Source organism: Bacillus sp. GC_Bacil_1, assembly GCF_026540675.1.
Taxonomy (GTDB): Bacteria; Bacillota; Bacilli; order Bacillales; family Bacillaceae_G; genus Bacillus_A; species Bacillus_A cereus.
On record NZ_JALNUG010000022.1, the window covers coordinates 43,990 to 64,354 of the forward strand.

A 20,365-nucleotide genomic window follows, 5' to 3' on the forward strand; every position below is an offset into this window, starting at 1 on the left:
TTTTAACGATTTAAATAACAATTTAACATGTTATATTTATATAATTAAAAACCTATATTCCTGTTTTTATGACTACTGCAATTGATAACCATTAGTTATTTTTCTCAAGACATTCATAAACCGCCATCATATCTCGTTTATCCAACTCACGAATACGATTAAAAATTGGTATTTGCCCAACAGCTTCTGTTAATAAGCTCTCATCCACAACATCACTAACTTTTCCAGTTAACCACGTTTGTACATCCACGCCCTCGACAACTTCTTTTAACCCTTCGTCATTAATACCACTTGCATTACAAGTTACACATGGAATTGTTAGTTTAAAGACACCATCATGTAGATTATCTTCGGTTATCACTTTCTTACCTTTACAAAATGGACATGGATTACTTTTTTTAATTTTATTAATTTGGGTAACTATTTTTTTGTATCCAAACGCTTCGTATACATACGTAAGTTTTTTATATTTACCATTTGTGAAATACTTATCTATAATGTTTTCTCTCGTTTCATAAACATTAGGGAAATCACAAACAGTTACTTGATTATTAACACTAATGGATTCGATATTTCCTTTTATTTCACCCCAGAATGGTAAGACATTTTGTAACACCATTTCATAGTTTGAAAAGCTTGCTTGTTCTAATTCAAACATCTTCAGTGCAACTTGTGCTTTTCTTGGCAATAAAGAAACATCTTCTGTCAATGCCATATCGCCACCAACAATAGACTTCAATTTAACAAGTGTCGGTAAATCACCAACTGTTTTCACTACTTCATTAATAGGCTGATTAATTATTTCACGAATATCTACGTTATCAAATTTAAGTGGTTTATGATGATTTAAAACCGTCCCCTCGCAAATTGGACATTTCATCATTTTTTTTGAACTTTTAATTTCTTCTTTAATAGGTGCTTTTGAAATAACAATATATCCACCAATAATTGTATTAAATCCTACCCATGTTCTGCGTGTCTTTCCTTTTTTATCATAAAATGATTTTTCAAAATACCCGTACCAAAACGTATGCTTTTCTTCTTCTGACATATCATTATAGCTCTTTGACAAATCGTGATCAAGCTCATTTTTTATTTCTTCGAATAGAAATTCTATTTTTTCATGCTGATAAAATTTTAATACCTTCATGATTTCTGGATCGAATAGCCCATCCCAAAATGGAACACTTTTATCTTGAATGGCAATATCTTTATCAAAAACTTCAATTTGAAGACGTCCAGAACAAGATGGACAATGATTGTCCTGTGAATAGAAATCAAAACTTCTCGTATCTTTATTAATTGGATGAGCAGCTACAATATGATTAATTAATCCACCAATCTCATATAAGAAACTATATTGACTATATAAATGTCTTTCAAGATCAATAGCAATAACAGGTGCGATTGTATCAGATTCATATTCACCATAAATTAACCTAGCCATTGATGATAAACTTTTTAAAATACCGCCCTTATAAATATTTTCGGCATTTTTAAAATAGTTAATATGATTTTCTTCTAAATAGTGAACCCCTTTTTTCTGCTTAAGCATTGAAGAGATGTGTATTTTCTCTGTGCTATTCACATTACTTTTTTGACGATAGTAATCCTCATGATTGACAACATCCAAATGCTCTATAGATTCATTCTGCCTTTTTCCAAAATCAACTATATAATCAGAGCTTTCTAACATGTAACGATTATGCTCAATCATAATGATCGAAACTGATTCATCTTGCAGAATACCTCTAATACTATCGATAAATTGATTTAAAATATTTTGTGATAAACCTTTTGAAGGCTCATCAAAAATAAATAATGTATGTGGATTTCTAGTGTTTGCAAATAATTCCGAAACTAAATGAACACATTGAAACTCACCTGTCGATAATGTTTGTGTTTTTCTCTCTAATGTTAAATAGCCAAGCCCTAATTTAATTAGTAGGCTCAAACGTTTATAAGCGATATCTTCATTTGGAAGTTCATCAATAATATCCTCAATCGAGCGCTCAAAAATATCATCAATGTCTTCACTATACTTTGTCAGTTTCTTTTTAATATCTAGGAAAGTTGCTACAGTTGATCGACTTGTAATTGATTGATTTCGGTCTTGTCCTACCATAACTAATTTATCTTTTGGATATCGTTTCAAAAAATCTGTAGCTAGACATTCGTTGACAAGTGTAGATTTCCCACATCCTGATTCTCCTGTAACTGTTACAAGCCTGTTTTTAGGAATTTGAAACTCAGCCATTTGGATATTACGGCAATATAAATCATAGAATGTATAATATTCTGTTGGTATTTCTTTATTTCGATCCCACAGTATTGACTTTGGTCTTGGTGATTCTTCCACAATTTTCCCGCCATATTTTCCGCTACCAGGTCCAAAGAACAATTGCTCATCAGTTGTATCTAGTACTGTATCTGAATGATCAATAAGCCAAATTTGATTTTTACACCCTAATCGTTTAATCTCTTCTAAAATTTGTAATAAAGTTTCATGATCAAGTCCAACTGAAATCTCATCAATAATAATTACAGCATTTTCACTTACTGCCATGAATTCGGCCAAATAAAGTCGTGTTAACTCTCCACCTGATAACGTACCCATAATTCGATTTAATGTTAAATAACCAATGTTCATATTAATAATATTTTGCAGTATATGCTGTTTTTCTTCACTAATATTTAACTCTTTTGCTAGTGAAAGAATAGATTCAATACTTAAATCATTAATATTTGAGATTGAATGTGGCTTGTCCAACAAATCAATTTCATGTTGTTCAATTTCTTCACTATAACGTTTTCCCTTACATTTTTTACACTCAACATTTTTTGTAGTACCACGGCCTTTACAACCAGTACACCAGCCTAATTGATTATTAAATGAAAAGACCTCTGGAGAAAGATTAAATACTTCAGCAAGTTTTTCCCGAACCTCTGTAAAAACACCAGTATGAGTACCAATCGTTGAACGCGGATTAGACGAAATCGATGATTTTCCTAGAAAAAGTACTAAAGGTATTTCTTCCATCTTAATGGCACTAAAATTTGTTTCCATAATGTTAGGAAATAAATATTGATATTCAGCCTTTGGCAATAAAGAAACTAATCGTTTTTTTGATTCTTCACCAATTGTTTGGCAAAAAGTTGTTTTACCCGATCCAGATAAACCAGCAATTCCAAACGATTTATTAAACGGTATAGTTGCATCTAATTTATTTATGTTATTAGCAATTAATTGATTTACTTTCATATTAACCTCTATTCTTATTTATTCACAAAAGCATTTTTACAATATAATAATTACATAATGAATATTACCTATTATGCAATTATCCTCTCGCTTCATGAATCTTATCCTTGTATATTTCAAACCATTGTTGCCATTCATCTTTAGAAAATTCTTTCTCTTCTCCTTTTAAAACGTAAGAAAAAAGATTTAAACAAATATGCCAACCAGCTATATCTCTCGGTGTATGATCTGTTAATTCATGAATGTACTCTTTAAGAAGTAAAAGAGTACCATTTTCCTCTTTATGTATTTCAAATCGGACACGGTCTTTATCCCAAGTAAATTCAAGTACTGAGTTTAGTTGACATTCTAAAATATCAATGTTTATGAATGAACCGTCCATCATGTCGAACTTTATTATTCCACCAGTTTTAAGGCTTTCAATCTGTAAATTGGACATCCATTTTTTCAGCTTACTGTTTTCTGTTAATACAGACCAAACTTCCTCTACCGTATATGGAAATTCGCGTTCAAATTTTACAATATATCCACCAGTTAGTTTCCCAATTTCAGCTATCATTTTAATTGCCTCCTTATATAGAATATATGTTCTCATCTCATTTTACACGAATATAAATATAAAATAAATATTTATGTCAGCGAAGTGTTAATTTAAAGTGAATGGTGCTGAGAAAAACTTAAATATTTTCTAAATCGAGTTATATAATATTGAAAATTAAATATAGATTTGCGTACAAATAAAAAAGCCGCATTTGCGACTTATGAAATCATAGGATTAACTCCTGTTTTGTTGAATGATTAACGCTTAATCGCATCGACAATTAGCGATGGAAAACCAAGTTTATCGCCTTTATTTCTAGAATCATACCTTTTCAAACGGAAAATAACACCGTCGTTTGCATCCCATTCGTTGTAATAAAACCGACCATTTTCATCACAATATTCAAGTAAAACTACCTCGAATCCAGCAGTTTCAAACATTTTCGTTAATGTTATATAATTATGAACGATTTTATGACTTGCTGCTGGATGATCTTTCGGACCGGGTCCCCCTATTTGAACTATATTTTGATATGCCTCATCCTGAAAGAATGCATCAGGGACTCCGCACCGAATATGACCAGATGGTTTTAAAAATTCATAACAAATTTCAGCTGCTCTTACACCTTCTTCAAAAGTAAGGTGTTCCCATACATGCTCAGCTAAAATAGCTGAAATAGAGTTGTATTCAAATCTTCCTTCCCACGTAGCTTTATCTAGTAAGTTAAGTTCATCTTCTTGCGTTTGAATCCAACCTGGATTATTATTAAACACTCCAGCTCCGACAACTACTTTAATTTCGTCTTGTTTTATTGCCACCATGTTCACCTCTTAAACATTTTAATTCATTAATATATTCTATGTTTACTATTATCCTTCCTCCTTCAACAAATGTAGTAACATGAGTCCAGTACAATACCGAACTCATGCCCTAAAAACTCTCTAACGCAACAATCTGTCTAACTCTATAAAATTAGTTCATAATATACGATTTTTCTTACAGAAATATAGCACAGCAAACATTAGCATAATACCAATTACGTAAAAAATTGTTGTTCCGCTCCCACCAGTATTAGGAATTACCCAATTATTCTTCGCATTTTTTACTGTTATTTTTTGTGTCTTTACTGCTTCTGTAATTTCTATTTCTATTGGATCCCTAAGTAACATGTATCCGTTCGGTGCTTTTATTTCTTTAATCGTATACTTTCCAATTGCTAATTGGTTGGAAATTACCTTTCCTTTTTCATCCGTTATTAATCTACTAACTTCTTTCCCTTCTTTATCTAACACTTGAAATACAGCGCCTTTTAGCTTTAATTCACTATCCTTATCATCAACTTTTTCAATTTCAAATTGCCCAGTCGGATCTGGCAATTTCTTATTTTCTATTTTAATTTCTACTACTGTATCTTTTTCTATTTTTACAGTTATTTTTTCTTTTAATAATTCGTAACCTTTAGGTGCTTCTACTTCCACTAAGGTATAGTTTCCTATTGGTAAGTCCTTTGATATCATTTCTCCTTTTTCATCTGTTATTAACTCTCCAACTACTTTTTCTTTTAAATCTTCTATATGAAACTTTGCTCCTGCTAGTTTTTTATTTTTATCACTTATGTCTACTTTCACAAGCTTCATTTTCCCCATTGGATCTGGCAATTTCTTATTTCCTATTTTAATTTCTACTACTGCATCTTTTTCTATTTTTACAGTTATTTTTTCTTTTAATAATTCGTAACCTTTAGGTGCTTCTACTTCCACTAAGGTATAGTTTCCTTTTGGTAAGTCTTTTGATATCGCTTCTCCTTCTTCATTTGTTACTAGTTCTCCAACTATTTTTCCTTTTGGATCTTCTATATGAAACTTTGCCCCTGCTAGCTTTTTATTTTTATCACTTATGTCTACTTTCACTAACTTCATTTTTCCCATTGGATCTGGCAATTTCTTATTTCCTATTTTAATTTCTACTACTGCATCTTTTTCTATTTTTGCAGCTATTTTATCTTTTAATAATTCATAGTCTTTTGGCGCTTCTACTTCCACTAAGGTATAGTTTCCTTTTGGTAAGTCTTTTGATATCGCTTCTCCTTCTTCATTTGTTACTAGTTCTCCAACTATTTTTCCTTTTGAATCTTCTATATGAAACTTTGCTCCGACCAATTTTTTATTATCATTATTACTATCAACTTTTTTTATTTTTACTTTTCCAGTACTAGGCTTGTTCCAATGTTGCCAGTTAAATTTGAAATTGTGAAATTCAAATCCACCAGTTTGTTGTACCGCACCGACAAATGCTTGTCCATTAATCGAACCGCCTTTTGTTTCTAATACAGCATTGGGGGCAAACACACTACCAACGACACCATATCCCTCTGTTATAATTTTTTTCGCATTTGGAAAAACCCAAATCACTTTCCCATATAGCTGAGTAAACGGGGAATTAGGAGAATATGGTTGTGATGTAGGAACTATATCTGTAGCCCTTCCAATATTGTTCGTGTCATATAGAATAGACCCATTTTTAAATGTAACCTCTGTTGCATCCGAATACATAACAATAAAATCTTTGTCCTTAGCATTTGGTAAAAATACATCTCTTATATCTAAATTAATTTTCCCTGTCAATTCTGATGAAACATAAATATTAGGATTGTTTATATCTTTTCCGATTCCATGACTCATATTTGGAATTGGGGTATTTGTTTTATATTGACCTGCATTTTTACTGACTTGGTTCACTATATTGCGAAATTCATTAAATTTCGCGTCAATTTCTAGTTTTTCTTTATAAACGATACGATCATAAGAGGATTGTATGATGCGATCTGGATCACTCTCTTTTGTCATTACTACTATTCCGTTTTGAATGATAAAAGATTCTTCTCTTGATTTCTTAAATTTTCCAGACAACAACAAGGACGGATATCCCTCATCAACCCATTTTTCACCTACTATATTAGATGTTCCCGCTGCAGCACCTACAATTGTATACCCCGATGCATCCATATCACCTTGAACTGCAGTTGCTCCTTCAATGTCGCCACCTATTGCTTTATGGTTACCAAAGACAACTGCATTATAACGCGATATATCACCTAGACCTTCTAAGTTTGTCGTGGATCCATATACTTCTTTTGGTACATATATGACAAAACTTACACTTAACATTAACAAAACAATAAAATGAATACTTACCAGCTTTAATCGTAGCCTCAATTCCTTTGTTCCCACCTTTACCGTATTTTTTCTATAGTCGAATAAAATGACATATTCACCAATGAGGATTTACTTCATCTTTTATATACTTTATATACTTTCTTTACTTATCTCTGAATTTCCGGTCCCACTTCCCATTAATGCAGGATAAATAAATACATTCTATCGAGTTAACCTTTTCTTATAAATTACGACTAGAAACACACATAACAATAGGATTGGAACTATTACAGTCCACTTATTAAATATAAATATCTCTGTACTCACTTTTTGTTTTTCTTTCTCGTTTAACTCCACACGCACACCTCGAACTAGCAACCTATTGGTGTTTACTCCATAAGGCGTACACGTAATTAAAGTTGTATAATCTTTATTTTCTACAATTTGTAGATCGTCCGTTTCGTGTGGTAACACTACTTTAATTTGATCTACTTTATAAGCAAGAACTTTGTCTAAAGAATGAATATAAAAAAGATCTCCTTCACTCAACTTATCTAAATCTGTAAATAATTTTGCTGATGGTAAACCACGATGCCCTGTTAAAATAGTGTGCGTATTTTCTCCACCTATCGGGAGCGAAGAAAAATCTAAATGACCTATCCCGCGGCTCAATACTTCCTCAGATGTCCCTTGATAGATTGGCAGTTTTATATTAATTTTCGATATTTCAATATATCCCATTACATCTCCTAAATTTAACGCATCAGCATATGCTTGATGATTACTTTTTTTTTCAGAAAATGGATCAGTAAATGTTTTCGTGGAAGTGTGAACTTGTTTATTATATTCGGCTGCTTCTTTTTCCCTACGTTCGACTTCTTTCTTTTGTAATGCTTTGATATTCTTATCGTAAGAGCTAATCTCAGAATAATGTGCACGAGTCGCCAACCAATTACTAATAGTAGGATATAAAAAAACACCTAATCCAAATAAAAAAATACCTCCCAAAACAAGATTTCGTTTCATATTTCCACCTCTGTATATGCTTAAATATCGAAAAGAGGGAAGCATTTTGCTTCTCCCCTTTTCCCATAGTTACATGTTCCTAAAATCTTAATTATTAGCAAACTTTTTTCTGAAGAAAACAAATGCCGCTGTAACCATTAACGTAAGGCCTATTACAGTAAAAAGAGTCGTTCCTATGCCACCCGTTACCGGAAGAACCCATCCACTTTTATTATTTTCAATTGTTAATTTAACCGTTTGATTATTTTCGCTAATCTTTACATCAATGGGATCTTTTAATAATTGATAAGAAGCTTTTGTACCATCTTCTTTTGTATATGTTGGAGCTTTCGTTTCGAAAATTTGATAGTCTCCATATGGAATGTTAGACCATTTAATAACACCATTTTCATCTGATACACCTGTTACTTCTTTTCCTGCTACAACAACTATTTTTCCATTTTTATCTTTAAGTACAAACTCTGCACCTTTTAATTTATTCTTATTAGCACCATCAATTTTTGTTAACTCAATTATTCCAGTTGTTGGAACAACAACTACAGGTTTAGATTCCTTTTCTCCAATTACATCATTTTTATTTGTAAAATCAATTTTTGCTGTATTTAAAATTTCCGAACCAGATGGTACTCCTTCTTTTACTTGAGATTTAATTTGCAAATGAAATTCTTTTTTACCATCTAATTTTGTGAAATCTTTTACTGTAGCTGTTACTTTTTGACCTTCTATAGCTACCTCTACAATGCTTGCATTTACTTCTGCTCCATCAATTTTCACGATTGGCTTTCCTTGAATCACTAAACGATTATCCAAAGTATCTGTTACCACATATTTTTTGTATTCCTTAATGTCTTCTGGAATTAATGTTTTAATATCATAATTATAATTAGTTAACGGATTGATTGGTAACGCTTCCAATTTTCCGTTAATCTTTTTATCAATTATTGGTTCTTCATAGTTTTTTACTTCTAATTTAACTACTGTACCAGAAGTAATAGTTCCATCTTCATTAATTGTTCCGGAGTTCTTAACAAAAAACTCACGTTTAGTTGGATCTATTACATAGCCTTTCGGAGCTTTTGTTTCTTGGAAATAGTATTCTCCATACACCAATCCTTGCACGCGAATATGACCATTAGCATCTGTTACTAACTCTTTTTTCACTTCTGTACCGTCTTTTTTAAATAAAGAGAATACTGCACCTGCTAATGCTTTTTCATTTACACCAGTTTTTATTAAATCCACTGCACCACGTTTAACCTCATTTTTAGGATACATGTGAACATCATAGTTTAGCACCTTACCCTCTTTATTCGTTAATGGGATATCCACTGTATACGTATTGGGATTTAGATTAACATGTGGAGGTCCTGCCACTTCTTTCACCTCATAACGTCCTAGCGGAATATCTTTTAATACAGCTTGTCCGTTATCATCTGTTACTACTTGCGTTGGAGTTGCTCCCATTACAGGTTTCACATCTTCTTTCACGATTTTCCCATCGTTTGAAATTTTTTCAAAAGACGCAACCTTTTTCACTTCAAACGTTACACCTTTTAATGGTTTCGCATCTTTTGGCACCTCTTGATTTGCAGAACCGTCACCTTCTAGTCCCTGCGCTCCATCTTTTTCTTGTTCATACTTATGAATCGTTAAAGTACCTTTAGATGGTGAATCTGCCTTTACTAATACACTAGACCATGTAGAAAATGTTAAGAATAACACTAAAAGCACACTAAATATTTTTTTCATTTCTCTTATCCCCTTTACTACTTCTATCATTTTAAAAATCTCTTTATTACTATTACCTTCTTAAAAGCAATAGTGTGCCAAGTATCAGATTTAAACGAATAACATAAAATATAGTCGTCCAACAATCCATTGTTTACAATCACTTATTCACATTTCTTATCTTCTATTATTACGTTGTCTCTCCACATGATATATGTAATTTTCTCCCCTAAATTACACTTATATCTCTACTTCAAAAATCATTACATTTGTTACATAATAGCTTTCACTGCTAATTTCGACTAGTCACTTACTGTCAATCTATTAATTTCTCACTTCCTATCCCTATTTAAAATCCAACCTTAATCATTTTTAATACATATAAGTAATAACCAACAAATAAGTGTGACGATTCATATTTTACGCTACTGTCCAAAACTATTACCTGTATATTCAAATAATATGTGCTATTCATGTTAAATTATGGTATTATTCTTAGAAGTTTATAACTTTTATTTATATTTTTTATTAATAAAGGTTTTCCGTTTCTACTTATGAAAAAAGGAATATATGTTTATTTAACTATTACGCATAACTGTAAGGAGGAAGAATATGACTAAAAAGCTCAGTCTAGTTGAGATAGAGTACATTTGCAATATGTTTTTCCAATCGTTTGAAATTCCAGTTTGTTTTTTAGATTGTAACAAAAATATCCTTTTAGAATTCACATCAAAAAATGATTCACACTTGTTGTATACATCAAAAATAGAACAGTTACATGTGCTTTTTCAGAGAAATGATACATATAATTCCCCCATCTTCAGAACTCACGAACATCTAGGGCACTTCATTTTAATTCACATAAAGAGCGATTATATGGTGAACGGTACTGTTATTATTGGGCCCTTGGCACATGTAAATTTTTCTACAAGTAAAGCGGATAGTAAACTTAATTTTATTCCAAATTATAAAAGAACAAGAGACCATTATTTTTCATTGTCAGTCAAAGATCAAAATTTCTTTGTAAATATAGCAATATTGTTCTATAACATTCTCTATAAAAAAAATTCAGATGTAAGCACATTTTCAAATAACAGTGACTCACTTCATATAAGTCATAGCAGAATCTTAAACGAAGATGTATATATTTCAATGCAAAAAGACGAATCCATTTATCATAATTTATATATAGAGCAGCAACTACTTGGTTCTATAGAAAACGGGGATAAAGAAACCGTGCTCAAATATTATTACGAATTCCAACAAGAGACTCTTTCATCTTTATCTTCATTCCATCAATTAAGACGTCATAAAAACATTTGTATTTCATCCATTACGCTCGCCACTAGATATGCGATAAAAGGGGGTCTTCCATCTGGGATAGCTTACAAAATTTATGATTTACATATTCAAAGAACAGAAAATTTAAAAGACAAAGAATCTGTTTGGGATTTATTAAAAAATGCTTTTTGTACCTTTGCAGACCGTGTAAAGGCACAAAAAACACAGCAAAATTCACAGACTATTGCTATTTGCAAAAACTACATTTTTAAAAACATTTACAATCCAATATCTGTTAAACAACTTGCTAAATTTGCAAATGTGAATTCAGATTATTTATCTATATTATTTAAAAAAGAAGTCGGTATTTCATTAATTGAGTACATTCAACGTGAACGAATCGAAGAAGCAAAGAAATTATTAACTTTCACCACCTATCCCTTATCAGACATATGCGCTTCGCTTAATTTTAGCGATCAAAGTTATTTTACTAAAATTTTTAAAAAATTCACCAATGAAACACCTGGTAAATATCGAAAATCTCATGTTGTCATTTAGAGTGACACTTCCATTAAAGCAAAGTGTTTTCAGTAACTTATCAATGGCAAATTAGAAGTACTCCTATATTCATGAGCTATAGGATTTATGCTATTTTCAAATCAAAAAACACGTTACTATTCTCATTAAAATAAAAGAATAGTAACGTGTTTTATATGTAATATAGTTCTGTAGACAGAATAGTATCCAACTGCAAATTTTTATAAAGGCCAAATGTACCGCTTAACTATTAAAATCTTAATAAGTAAAAAATCCATATTTCGTTTTATTTACTTTCTACTTTATTTCTTTTGAATACTGAACTCTTTTCTTCAAACGAATAATCCCTACTATTATTTTTGTATCTTTCTAAATTTGCGAATCAAAGTGAGTACTGTACCTGTAATAATCATCAATATGCCGATTGCTGCACTGTTAGTTGTACTTACACCCGTCTTTGGCAGCTCCTTATATGTATATTCTTTTTTATCTGTATTACTGTTATTTGAGATACTATTGCTATTTGTCTTATTAGCAAGACCATTAGGTTTGCTAGTTTCTTTATCTTTCACTAATACTTTTTGTATTGTATTTACCTCATTACCCACGGAATCTCTTACACTATATATTATTTCATAAGTACCAGCTTTAGTTGTATCTATAGTTCCTTCATACGCTACTTTAGAAGTAAGGTCACCGTCTTCTTTGTCAGTAGCTGATACTCCTACCAACGGATCAAATTGATCACCCTCAGTAATTGAAGTTGTAGCAGGTACTTTTAGTATTGGTTTATCATTTTTAACTTCTTCTCTAACTTTGACCGTTACAGTTTGCTTCGCCGTTACTTCATGACCTTTAGAATCTGTAACCGTGTACGTTAATATGTAAGTACCGGCTTTAGATGTATCTACTTCACCATCAACTTTGATTTTAGAAGTGAGATCACCGTCTTCTTTATCGATAGCTAATACTTCTGCCATTGAAACAAATGAATCTCCTACATGAATTGTCGCTCCAACAGGCACTGTTAATTTAGGTTCTAAATCTGATGTTTCTCCATTTTTCTCTACAATTACAGTCTGTGTTGCCGTTGCATTCCGCCCTTGAGAATCAACAACCATGTATTCCATAATGTATGTACCTGATTTTGAAGTATCTACATCGCCTTTATGCTTTACTTTATTTGTTAAATCACCATCTTCCTTATCAACAGCTTTTACATTTCTCATTGGATCAAACGTATCTCCTACACGTAGTGTAATGGTAATCGGTACAGTTAACTCTGGAGCTTGGTTTTCTATTGTTTTTTCGTTTTCTTTCACTGTTCCTGTAATTTTTGCCGCATCAAAAGCATTTTGGATTGCTTGAACTTCAATTGAGTTCGTTCCATATTTATTAGTTGCAACTGTAAGGCATGCCAATCTCAATTCAGAGAAATCAGAAGTCATGTTTAATTCATCAGTATTTGCATAATAGAAAATATCAAACATTTTATCTTCACCAATACCATTTACATTTACACCGTTATGAGTACCACCTTGTGCAATTAAATACGCAACTTTATTAATAATACTTGAGTTAAAATGAACGCCTCCATAATCCTCTCCATTTAAATCATTATATTTACTATAATCATCAGGATACGGTAGTCCTTCTGAAAAATTAATTGCAGTTGGATTTTTCATATTACGAAAAGTCGATCCAGTTTGTTCTCCTATTGTCCAGTTAAATTCCCCATTATTTATGTATTTCTCTATAGCCGTTCCCATAATATCAGATAATGCCTCGTTAATCGCCCCAGATTCTCCTGAAAATTCAAGGTTAGATTCGCTTGATGTAACTGCATGTGTAAATTCATGACCCGCTATATCGAATGCTTTTACCATAGGATCTCCATATAAAAGCATACTAATGTTATTAATATTAGTACTAAATGCATTCTCCCAATTTTCAGGATCATTTGTTCCTCCAGAATCCCATGCATGTACAACTGAAACTACTTTTTTTCCTTTATTATCAAAACTATTACGCTTATATTTTTCTTTATAAAAATCGTATACCTTTGTTGCTAAGAAATGAGCGCTTACCGCCTTTGGATCATTAAATGTTGTTGAAACACTAGTTGCTAGTATACCGGGATAATAACTTTCTTCATTTGTAATATCTCTATAATTTACATCATATGTCTCAATTCCTTGTCCTCTTGTGTAATCAGCAAGCGCATAATTCCCACTGGTCTGTTTAGAAATACCAAATGTACGAGTTACGCCTAAATCATCTTTTCCTGTTCCAGTTAATGATGTAAAATTGCTAGTTTTATTTTCCTTAACGGATTCAACATACTCTTCACTTATTTTCAAACTTGATTCTTGTACCATATCTTTTAACATTTCACCATTATGAGCATTCACTAAATAAGTTCCAGATACATAATTTGGTGTTGTAGCAGCAAATGTAACTTGATATGCATTGCTAGCCTGCCCATGATTTTCATCAACAAAAATAACTGCCTTAACTTCTGGCTCAGAAATAAATTTAGTATCGTTTCCGTACTTTTTATAAATATATTGTTTTGCTTCTTCTTTTGATAAATTAATAGGTTTCTTTAAATCTTCTTGTGTTAAATTTTGTGCGCTAGCTCCTGAAATGCTTTTAATAATACCTTTTTTATCTACGTGAGCAGTCAACTGGTGGCCATATACTTCTTTCCCTTCATATATTTGTTGCATGCGCACAAGTGTAGTTCCATCATAAGAACCACGTTTTTGAAGAACCTTGTAATCTACTCCTGTTTCTGCACTAACTTGTTTTGGAGACAAAGCATGCTCCGTATTTTCCTTAAGTGCATCTTTCACTACATTCTCTGGTGCCTTTTTTGATGGTTGTGTCAGATCACCTGTACGGAACGAATCCTCTTGAATTTCAACTTGCATTTGACCAGGTTCCTCTGCATGACCTACTCCATATGGTGTTACACTTGTTAAAACGAATCCTGTTGTTAATGCTACTATAGCTATTTCTTTTTTATTTCCCATGATATTTACCTCGTATAAATTTCTATTATTTATATGAAACTGCTAAAATGTATACAATCTATTCCTAACATAAAAAGATGACTTTTGTAATCTACAAAACCCACCTCTTCAATATGTAATATCCCTAAAATGTTTTTAATACATAATTTCTATACAAAAAGAAAAAAGCATTCATTAACGAGCATTTTGCAATACTTTTATTAGGTCATTTATATTTTCAACTTTCTGCTGAAACTGATCAAGTCTGCTATGTAGCGATGAAGGATTTTTATCTTCAGTTGAAATAACTTGTTTTAATTCGTTTTCTAATTTATCATACATATCAAAGAAATTATCAAATTCTACACTTACAAGCTCTTCATTTTCGCGATAGAATCTTTTTGCTTCTATATAAGTCATATATGATTTATTTAAAAATCCTAATGAAATTAAATATTTAGAAGTGTTTTCTTGATAAATAGCAATATCACATGCCATTTTAATATCAGAATAAGTCTTTTGAACGAGACAATGCAATTCAAAAATCTTAAACTTTAATCCATTATTCATTTCATCCCCTCCCATCGTATCTATTCTACATAAAATTAGAATATTATACAAAGAAAATTATTAGTATGAAATTGACAATTTAAAAAATAACTTAAGGATAAACAAACTCCCTCGCATTATAAATTATAGTTACGGAGCATTTACCAACATAACAGCAAAATAAAAAGCGAAAAGAATAAATCTTTCCGCTCTTAGAGTAATAAATACATTTCATATTGTGCTAAAGAATTCTTTTCAAATCTACATTTCTTTAAAAAACCCTCCAGTAAATTATTGTTAGGAAACCCAATTGATAAACTTGATAAATGTAATTCTTCTCTTGCTACTTCTAATAATTTCATCCCAACACCAATATTTCTATAATCTTTATCTACGAAAATAAAACTAATTTTACCTTCTTCATTTACACATAGAGAGCCTTTTAAGTCATTAGTGACATATGCACCATAAAATACATTATTTGTTTTTTCGATATAATCAACATCATTTTGCCAATTTATATGGAAGTTTAACCATTTCTGAATTTCATCTTTAAAAGTTGGAAATTCTAATTGTTTTACTTCAATATCCTTACAATCTTTATTCATTATTTTAGTCAAATCATTTAAATTATAATAAGAAAGATCGTACACTTTTTCATAGCCCAACTTATTATAAAAATGAATCGCTCGGTCGTTTCCTACAATGACTTCGAGAAAAAGTTGCTTACATCCATGTTGAATCGCCTCTTCTTTATGCAGTTCAAATAATTTTTGACTCACACCAATACCTCGGTAATTAGGATGAACCGCTAATGTTCCACAGCGCATAGTCTTTATACTTTCATAATCCTTTATACCACCTAATATTACGCCAACTGATTTGTCACCGTCTAAAGCAAGAAAAGAATGTTCTAGCAAATTACCTTCTGGTCCCAAAAAACGGTGTATAAAATCACCTTTTGAAACTTCCATCTTAATAATATAATCGGAAAATCCATCTTTAAAAGCTTCATATACTAAATCAATATTTACTTCACTACATCTTTTATATTGAATCATATAAAATTGCCCTCCAATTGCTTGTATTAACCGCAACATGTACCCATATAATATATTCCATCTATTATAAATTTCAGCTCTTAATTTGAAATGAACGGACATTTCCCTACATATAACCCACTATTAATTTGTTTTATAACAAACTATCTATTATTTACTACATTAATCTCATAAACACGCAAAAAAGCAATTAAATGCTCACATGCTCTTTCGCATGCTAGCATTTTAAAGATTTTTTGTTCTTCTTTCGTTTTATCATTTGCTTGATCTGAAGCAGCTTTTAAACATAGAAATGGTTTTTTATTTATTTGGCATACATAGGCGAAAGCTGCTACTTCTTGATCAACTGCCAATGCTCCATATACGGTATGGAGTAAATATCTCATTTCTGAACTGCGAATACGTTGATCTCCGGATAAAAATGTACCGAAATGTATTGGATCATATGATCGTATTTTTTTTATTCTTCTTACAAGTGATTTTGTTGTTTCAATAGGTGCTGTTCTACCGTTATATAAATTAAAAACATCTTCCCCTGAGCCAGCTGCAGTAACATCGTGTTGTATTGCGTTTAGTGCCACTACAATATGACCGTTTTTCACCTTGTTTGATAAACTTCCGCATATTCCTGTCATAAACAACTCATCTGGCTGAAACTCACTAATTAACAATTGTACACAACTAGCGCAGCTTACTTTACCAACACCAGTAACAACTGATATAATTTCCAGCTCATTAATAGTATGAAAATGAAATTCCCAAGCTGCTCTTTTTTCAACACGTTCACTCGGATAATGTTGATGCAAATACGTCAGTTCTGGTTCCCATGCAGATACTATTGCAATACGTTTCATTACACGCTTCACTTCCCCTATTGTCATTTAAATAAGTTATCTATACTTTCTCGTTCATAATCTGGAATCCATTCTTTGTATTTCTTATATAAATCTCGTATTATTTCTTTATTCTTCGCAATTACTTTACATCCTCTATCATCACACATAAACATGACAATATCTTTCGTTGCATTTATGAGAAATACATCTGGATAAGAAATTTCTTTTTTTCGTCCAAATCGAGGATACAGAGCAGAGAAATCCTCGTGATTAGCAGCTTGTATAAGCAATTCATACTTAATATCTTCCGCAAGACATTTTAAAGAAAAATGATATGTACAATATAAATCTGCTTCTTCATCTTCAAATAGAAACGGTAACGTTTCTTGTCTTATATGAAATCTTAAATCTCTTTTCTTAATATATTTATTGTATACATTTATTTTCTGTGGAGTTTTTATGTTTTCCTTTTTAAATCTATAAACATTTGTCACTACAAACACTACATCTTCTTTTGAAAATATGTCTTCAAATAAGAATTTATTATATGTATATAGTTGAGAAAAGTATTCCATATTTAAATCGTCGGTTCCTTCTACAATTTGATATTTATCTTTTCCGAAATCAAAATATAAATGATTTCCCCACTGAGAATATAAGTAGGGTCCTAATGTAACTCCTGGAAATGTTTGATTCATATATTCTTTTAATTGCATTTCCTTGTCCTTTCTACTGTAAAATTCCTTTTAAATCCCAGTATGCTTCTTCTAGCCACGGATGTATAACTTTCAATGTATCTTTCCTTTCCCACAAATATGAAATATATACAAAAGCTGCTTTTTCCAATCCTTTTTTTATTTCTATTAAATATGGTGGTGTCCCGTTTTGATCCCATTCTATTTTATCTGCAACAAATAATACTAAATCCATCTTCGTTGCATGTTTACGCAACGTTGTATGGCAACAAATTGCATTTAAAATTTCTTCATTTTCTACTTTAAATATTTCTTTTGCGATTACTCTCGATAATTTTTGATGAATAATCATAGGAAACTTTTTTCTGCTTCCACTATCTCTACCCCAAACTCTTCAGCAACTGCAATCCTCTCCTCGTTCGGAAAAATGCCACTAATATCATGTAAATATCCTGCAATTGCTGCTTTTTCTTTATCTACGTGAAACTTTTCTGCAATCTTTTTTGCCTCATTTGCCACACGAATTGAATGTTTATATGTAAACTCTTTATTATATTTTAGTAGAAAGGCTTTAATATCATTTTCTATTTTTCCAGTTGGAGTAAATGAATATATATCACTATATAACATAGAAAATCCCCCTTATAACTAACTTACATTATAATGTAGAATCTAAATATCCTTTTTATTTTATATTCGATATTAATCTTTTTACTCCTTTTTAATACGTTACATGAAATTTTATACAAAATCATCGCTACAAGTACATAAATGTTTGATATTATAGTAATGTTGATGATTTGTAAGGAAAGGAACTACACAATGAATAAAAACATATTAATTATTGATGATGATAAAGAAATTGTTGAATTACTTGCTGTTTATTTGCGAAATGAAGGCTATAACATTTATAAAGCTTATGATGGCGATGAAGCATTGCAAAAGGTTTCTACATATGAAGTTGACCTTATGATTTTGGATATTATGATGCCAAAACGAAACGGATTAGAAGTTTGTCAGGAAGTACGTGAAAATAATACTGTACCAATTCTAATGCTTAGTGCAAAAGCAGAAGATATGGATAAAATATTAGGTCTTATGACAGGTGCCGATGATTATATGATCAAGCCATTCAATCCATTAGAATTAGTAGCAAGAGTGAAAGCTTTATTACGAAGATCATCTTTCCAAAACGCTACTTCGCAAAAGAATGAAGATGGTATTATTCGTATTCGCTCTGTTGAAATACACAAACATAATCATACTGTTAAAGTAAATGGAGAGTATATTAAACTAACCTCTATTGAATTCGATATTTTATATTTGCTTGCAAGTAATACAGGAAGAGTATTTAGTTCAGAAGAAATTTTTGAACGCGTTTGGAATGAAGATGGTTACGGTTCAAATAAGACTGTAATGGTCCATATTAGCAACTTACGGGATAAACTTGAAACAGTAATAAATGGAGAAAAATTTATTCACACTGTTTGGGGAGTTGGCTATAAAATTGAGAAATGAAGCATTTGATATATTAAAAGATATCCCTAAATGGAAACTTATTTTTTGGCTCTTATTAGCTATCACACTCACGCCTATTACTGAATTAATTATTTATCGCCTCGTTACGAGTGTAATTGAGAGTTCACTTACTCTAACTGAACTCGGTAAAGAATTCATTCGAATTTTTGGTTATGAAAAGTATAAAGGGATTAAAGAATCGTTATGGATGATGATTGTATCTTATTTGTTTTTATTTTCTATTTTTTCATCCTATCTTTACATTTTTTATCGTCACGAGAAAAAACTTTACTATGAAACTTGTATTAAAAAAATGATAGAAGAAATTCGTTATATTGCAAATGGAAACTTCAATCATAAAGTTTCTATTGTAAATCATAATTATCTAGAAGAATTAGCAATCGGGGTCAATGAAATTGTTGAACAATTAAAAGTCTCCATTGATGAAGAAAGACAAGCGGAACAAGCAAAAAGTGAACTTATTACAAATGTATCACATGACTTACGCACTCCCCTTACTTCTATAGTTGGATACGTAAATTTAATCCATCATGATAATTATAGAGATGAAGTAGAATTGCGATACTATATTCAAGTCATTTACGATAAAGTAACTCGTCTTAATGCATTAATGAATGACTTGTTCGAATATACACGTGTTCAAAATAAAGAGTTAAGCTTGTATTCTGTCCCTATTGACATAGTAGAGTTACTTGGGCAATTAACTGTTCAATTCCGTATACAATTTCAAGAAGCAAATATAGAGTGTCGACCTTCTTTCCCATCTCAAAAGCTCATGGTATTAGCTGATGGTGAAAAATTAGTGCGTGTGTTTGAAAATCTTATTATAAACGCTATCGCTTATGGAAGCGAAGGTCGCTATATTGACCTTACTGCTTATGAAAGCAATAATATGATTACAATTGATATAACAAATTACGGACAACCTATTCCTAGTACGGATTTACCTCATATTTTTGAACGTTTTTATCGCGTTGAGAAATCTCGCTCTACAAACACTGGTGGATCTGGACTTGGATTAGCTATTGCAAAAAGTATAGTCGAATTGCATAAAGGAACAATTGAAGTATATAGTGATGATGAAAAAACAACATTCACTGTAAAACTACTCCCATACAAATGTTAATATTATAAATAAAAA

The 20,365-nt window shown here is 31.2% G+C and carries 14 protein-coding genes and 1 pseudogene; 3 read left to right on the forward strand and 12 right to left on the reverse strand.

Annotated elements, in window-relative coordinates:
* Nucleotides 1-91: 91 nt before the first annotated feature.
* The 6 genes from OXT04_RS25255 to OXT04_RS25280 all read right to left on the reverse strand — a co-directional run bounded on the left by OXT04_RS25255 (nucleotide 92) and on the right by OXT04_RS25280 (nucleotide 9,733).
* Nucleotides 92-3,262, reverse strand: a complete 3,171-nt coding sequence (locus OXT04_RS25255; RefSeq protein WP_000867735.1) for an ATP-binding cassette domain-containing protein — start codon at nucleotides 3,260-3,262, stop codon at nucleotides 92-94.
* 79 nt (nucleotides 3,263-3,341) lie between these two features.
* Complete coding sequence (locus tag OXT04_RS25260) at nucleotides 3,342-3,821, reverse strand: SRPBCC family protein (protein ID WP_016077658.1); 480 nt, start codon at nucleotides 3,819-3,821, stop codon at nucleotides 3,342-3,344.
* A gap of 239 nt (nucleotides 3,822-4,060) precedes the next feature.
* Nucleotides 4,061-4,624 carry a class I SAM-dependent methyltransferase gene (locus OXT04_RS25265; protein ID WP_000225730.1) on the reverse strand — a complete coding sequence of 188 codons (564 nt, stop codon included), beginning with the start codon at nucleotides 4,622-4,624 and terminating at the stop codon, nucleotides 4,061-4,063.
* A gap of 156 nt (nucleotides 4,625-4,780) precedes the next feature.
* On the reverse strand, nucleotides 4,781-7,018 hold the full coding sequence (locus OXT04_RS25270; RefSeq protein ID WP_267418417.1) for an MSCRAMM family protein: 2,238 nt from the start codon (nucleotides 7,016-7,018) through the stop codon (nucleotides 4,781-4,783).
* 162 nt (nucleotides 7,019-7,180) lie between these two features.
* Nucleotides 7,181-7,984 (reverse strand): class C sortase, encoded by an 804-nt coding sequence (locus OXT04_RS25275; RefSeq protein ID WP_003270597.1) that lies wholly within the window; start codon nucleotides 7,982-7,984, stop codon nucleotides 7,181-7,183.
* Between the two features lie 87 nt (nucleotides 7,985-8,071).
* A complete protein-coding gene (locus tag OXT04_RS25280) occupies nucleotides 8,072-9,733 on the reverse strand; it encodes an LPXTG cell wall anchor domain-containing protein (protein ID WP_080117719.1) in 1,662 nt (553 codons plus the stop codon).
* A 591-nt stretch (nucleotides 9,734-10,324) separates the two neighbouring features.
* Between OXT04_RS25280 and OXT04_RS25285 the strand changes: the two genes are divergently transcribed.
* A complete protein-coding gene (locus tag OXT04_RS25285; protein WP_063675388.1) occupies nucleotides 10,325-11,551 on the forward strand; it encodes a helix-turn-helix domain-containing protein in 1,227 nt (408 codons plus the stop codon).
* A 332-nt stretch (nucleotides 11,552-11,883) separates the two neighbouring features.
* On the opposite strand, the gene OXT04_RS25290 is transcribed toward OXT04_RS25285, so the two are convergent.
* From OXT04_RS25290 to yqeK, 6 genes and pseudogenes are all read right to left on the reverse strand, one after another.
* The gene (locus tag OXT04_RS25290) at nucleotides 11,884-14,565 is read right to left on the reverse strand and encodes a M4 family metallopeptidase (protein ID WP_267418425.1); all 2,682 of its coding nucleotides are present in this window, start codon (nucleotides 14,563-14,565) and stop codon (nucleotides 11,884-11,886) included.
* 174 nt (nucleotides 14,566-14,739) lie between these two features.
* Nucleotides 14,740-15,114: a hypothetical protein gene (locus OXT04_RS25295; RefSeq protein ID WP_001059026.1), complete on the reverse strand. Its 375-nt coding sequence runs from the start codon at nucleotides 15,112-15,114 to the stop codon at nucleotides 14,740-14,742.
* A 191-nt stretch (nucleotides 15,115-15,305) separates the two neighbouring features.
* On the reverse strand, nucleotides 15,306-16,154 hold the full coding sequence (locus OXT04_RS25300; RefSeq protein ID WP_000617067.1) for a GNAT family N-acetyltransferase: 849 nt from the start codon (nucleotides 16,152-16,154) through the stop codon (nucleotides 15,306-15,308).
* A 143-nt stretch (nucleotides 16,155-16,297) separates the two neighbouring features.
* Complete coding sequence (gene mtnN, locus OXT04_RS25305; RefSeq protein WP_000151939.1) at nucleotides 16,298-17,035, reverse strand: 5'-methylthioadenosine/S-adenosylhomocysteine nucleosidase; 738 nt, start codon at nucleotides 17,033-17,035, stop codon at nucleotides 16,298-16,300.
* Complete coding sequence (locus OXT04_RS25310; protein WP_071714863.1) at nucleotides 17,032-17,706, reverse strand: DUF3885 domain-containing protein; 675 nt, start codon at nucleotides 17,704-17,706, stop codon at nucleotides 17,032-17,034. Before OXT04_RS25310 ends, mtnN begins: the two co-directional genes overlap by 4 nt.
* Nucleotides 17,707-17,719: 13 nt before the next feature.
* Nucleotides 17,720-18,315 (reverse strand): annotated as a pseudogene (gene yqeK / locus OXT04_RS25315) (bis(5'-nucleosyl)-tetraphosphatase (symmetrical) YqeK).
* A gap of 192 nt (nucleotides 18,316-18,507) precedes the next feature.
* Here yqeK and OXT04_RS25320 point away from each other — a divergent pair.
* Nucleotides 18,508-19,203, forward strand: coding sequence for a response regulator transcription factor (locus OXT04_RS25320; protein ID WP_001038807.1), 696 nt, complete (start codon nucleotides 18,508-18,510; stop codon nucleotides 19,201-19,203).
* On the forward strand, nucleotides 19,193-20,350 hold the full coding sequence (locus OXT04_RS25325) for a sensor histidine kinase (RefSeq protein WP_001243309.1): 1,158 nt from the start codon (nucleotides 19,193-19,195) through the stop codon (nucleotides 20,348-20,350). Before OXT04_RS25320 ends, OXT04_RS25325 begins: the two co-directional genes overlap by 11 nt.
* The last annotated feature ends 15 nt before the right edge of the window (nucleotides 20,351-20,365 follow it).

Coding starts and splice junctions, on each gene's coding strand:
- OXT04_RS25255 (WP_000867735.1), bottom strand. CDS start 3,262: ATGAAAGTAAATCAATTAATTGCTAATAACATAAATAAATTAGATGCA.
- OXT04_RS25260 (WP_016077658.1), bottom strand. CDS start 3,821: ATGATAGCTGAAATTGGGAAACTAACTGGTGGATATATTGTAAAATTT.
- OXT04_RS25265 (WP_000225730.1), bottom strand. CDS start 4,624: ATGGTGGCAATAAAACAAGACGAAATTAAAGTAGTTGTCGGAGCTGGA.
- OXT04_RS25275 (WP_003270597.1), bottom strand. CDS start 7,984: ATGAAACGAAATCTTGTTTTGGGAGGTATTTTTTTATTTGGATTAGGT.
- OXT04_RS25280 (WP_080117719.1), bottom strand. CDS start 9,733: ATGAAAAAAATATTTAGTGTGCTTTTAGTGTTATTCTTAACATTTTCT.
- OXT04_RS25285 (WP_063675388.1), top strand. CDS start 10,325: ATGACTAAAAAGCTCAGTCTAGTTGAGATAGAGTACATTTGCAATATG.
- OXT04_RS25290 (WP_267418425.1), bottom strand. CDS start 14,565: ATGGGAAATAAAAAAGAAATAGCTATAGTAGCATTAACAACAGGATTC.
- OXT04_RS25295 (WP_001059026.1), bottom strand. CDS start 15,114: ATGAATAATGGATTAAAGTTTAAGATTTTTGAATTGCATTGTCTCGTT.
- OXT04_RS25300 (WP_000617067.1), bottom strand. CDS start 16,154: ATGATTCAATATAAAAGATGTAGTGAAGTAAATATTGATTTAGTATAT.
- mtnN (WP_000151939.1), bottom strand. CDS start 17,035: ATGACAATAGGGGAAGTGAAGCGTGTAATGAAACGTATTGCAATAGTA.
- OXT04_RS25310 (WP_071714863.1), bottom strand. CDS start 17,706: ATGCAATTAAAAGAATATATGAATCAAACATTTCCAGGAGTTACATTA.
- OXT04_RS25320 (WP_001038807.1), top strand. CDS start 18,508: ATGAATAAAAACATATTAATTATTGATGATGATAAAGAAATTGTTGAA.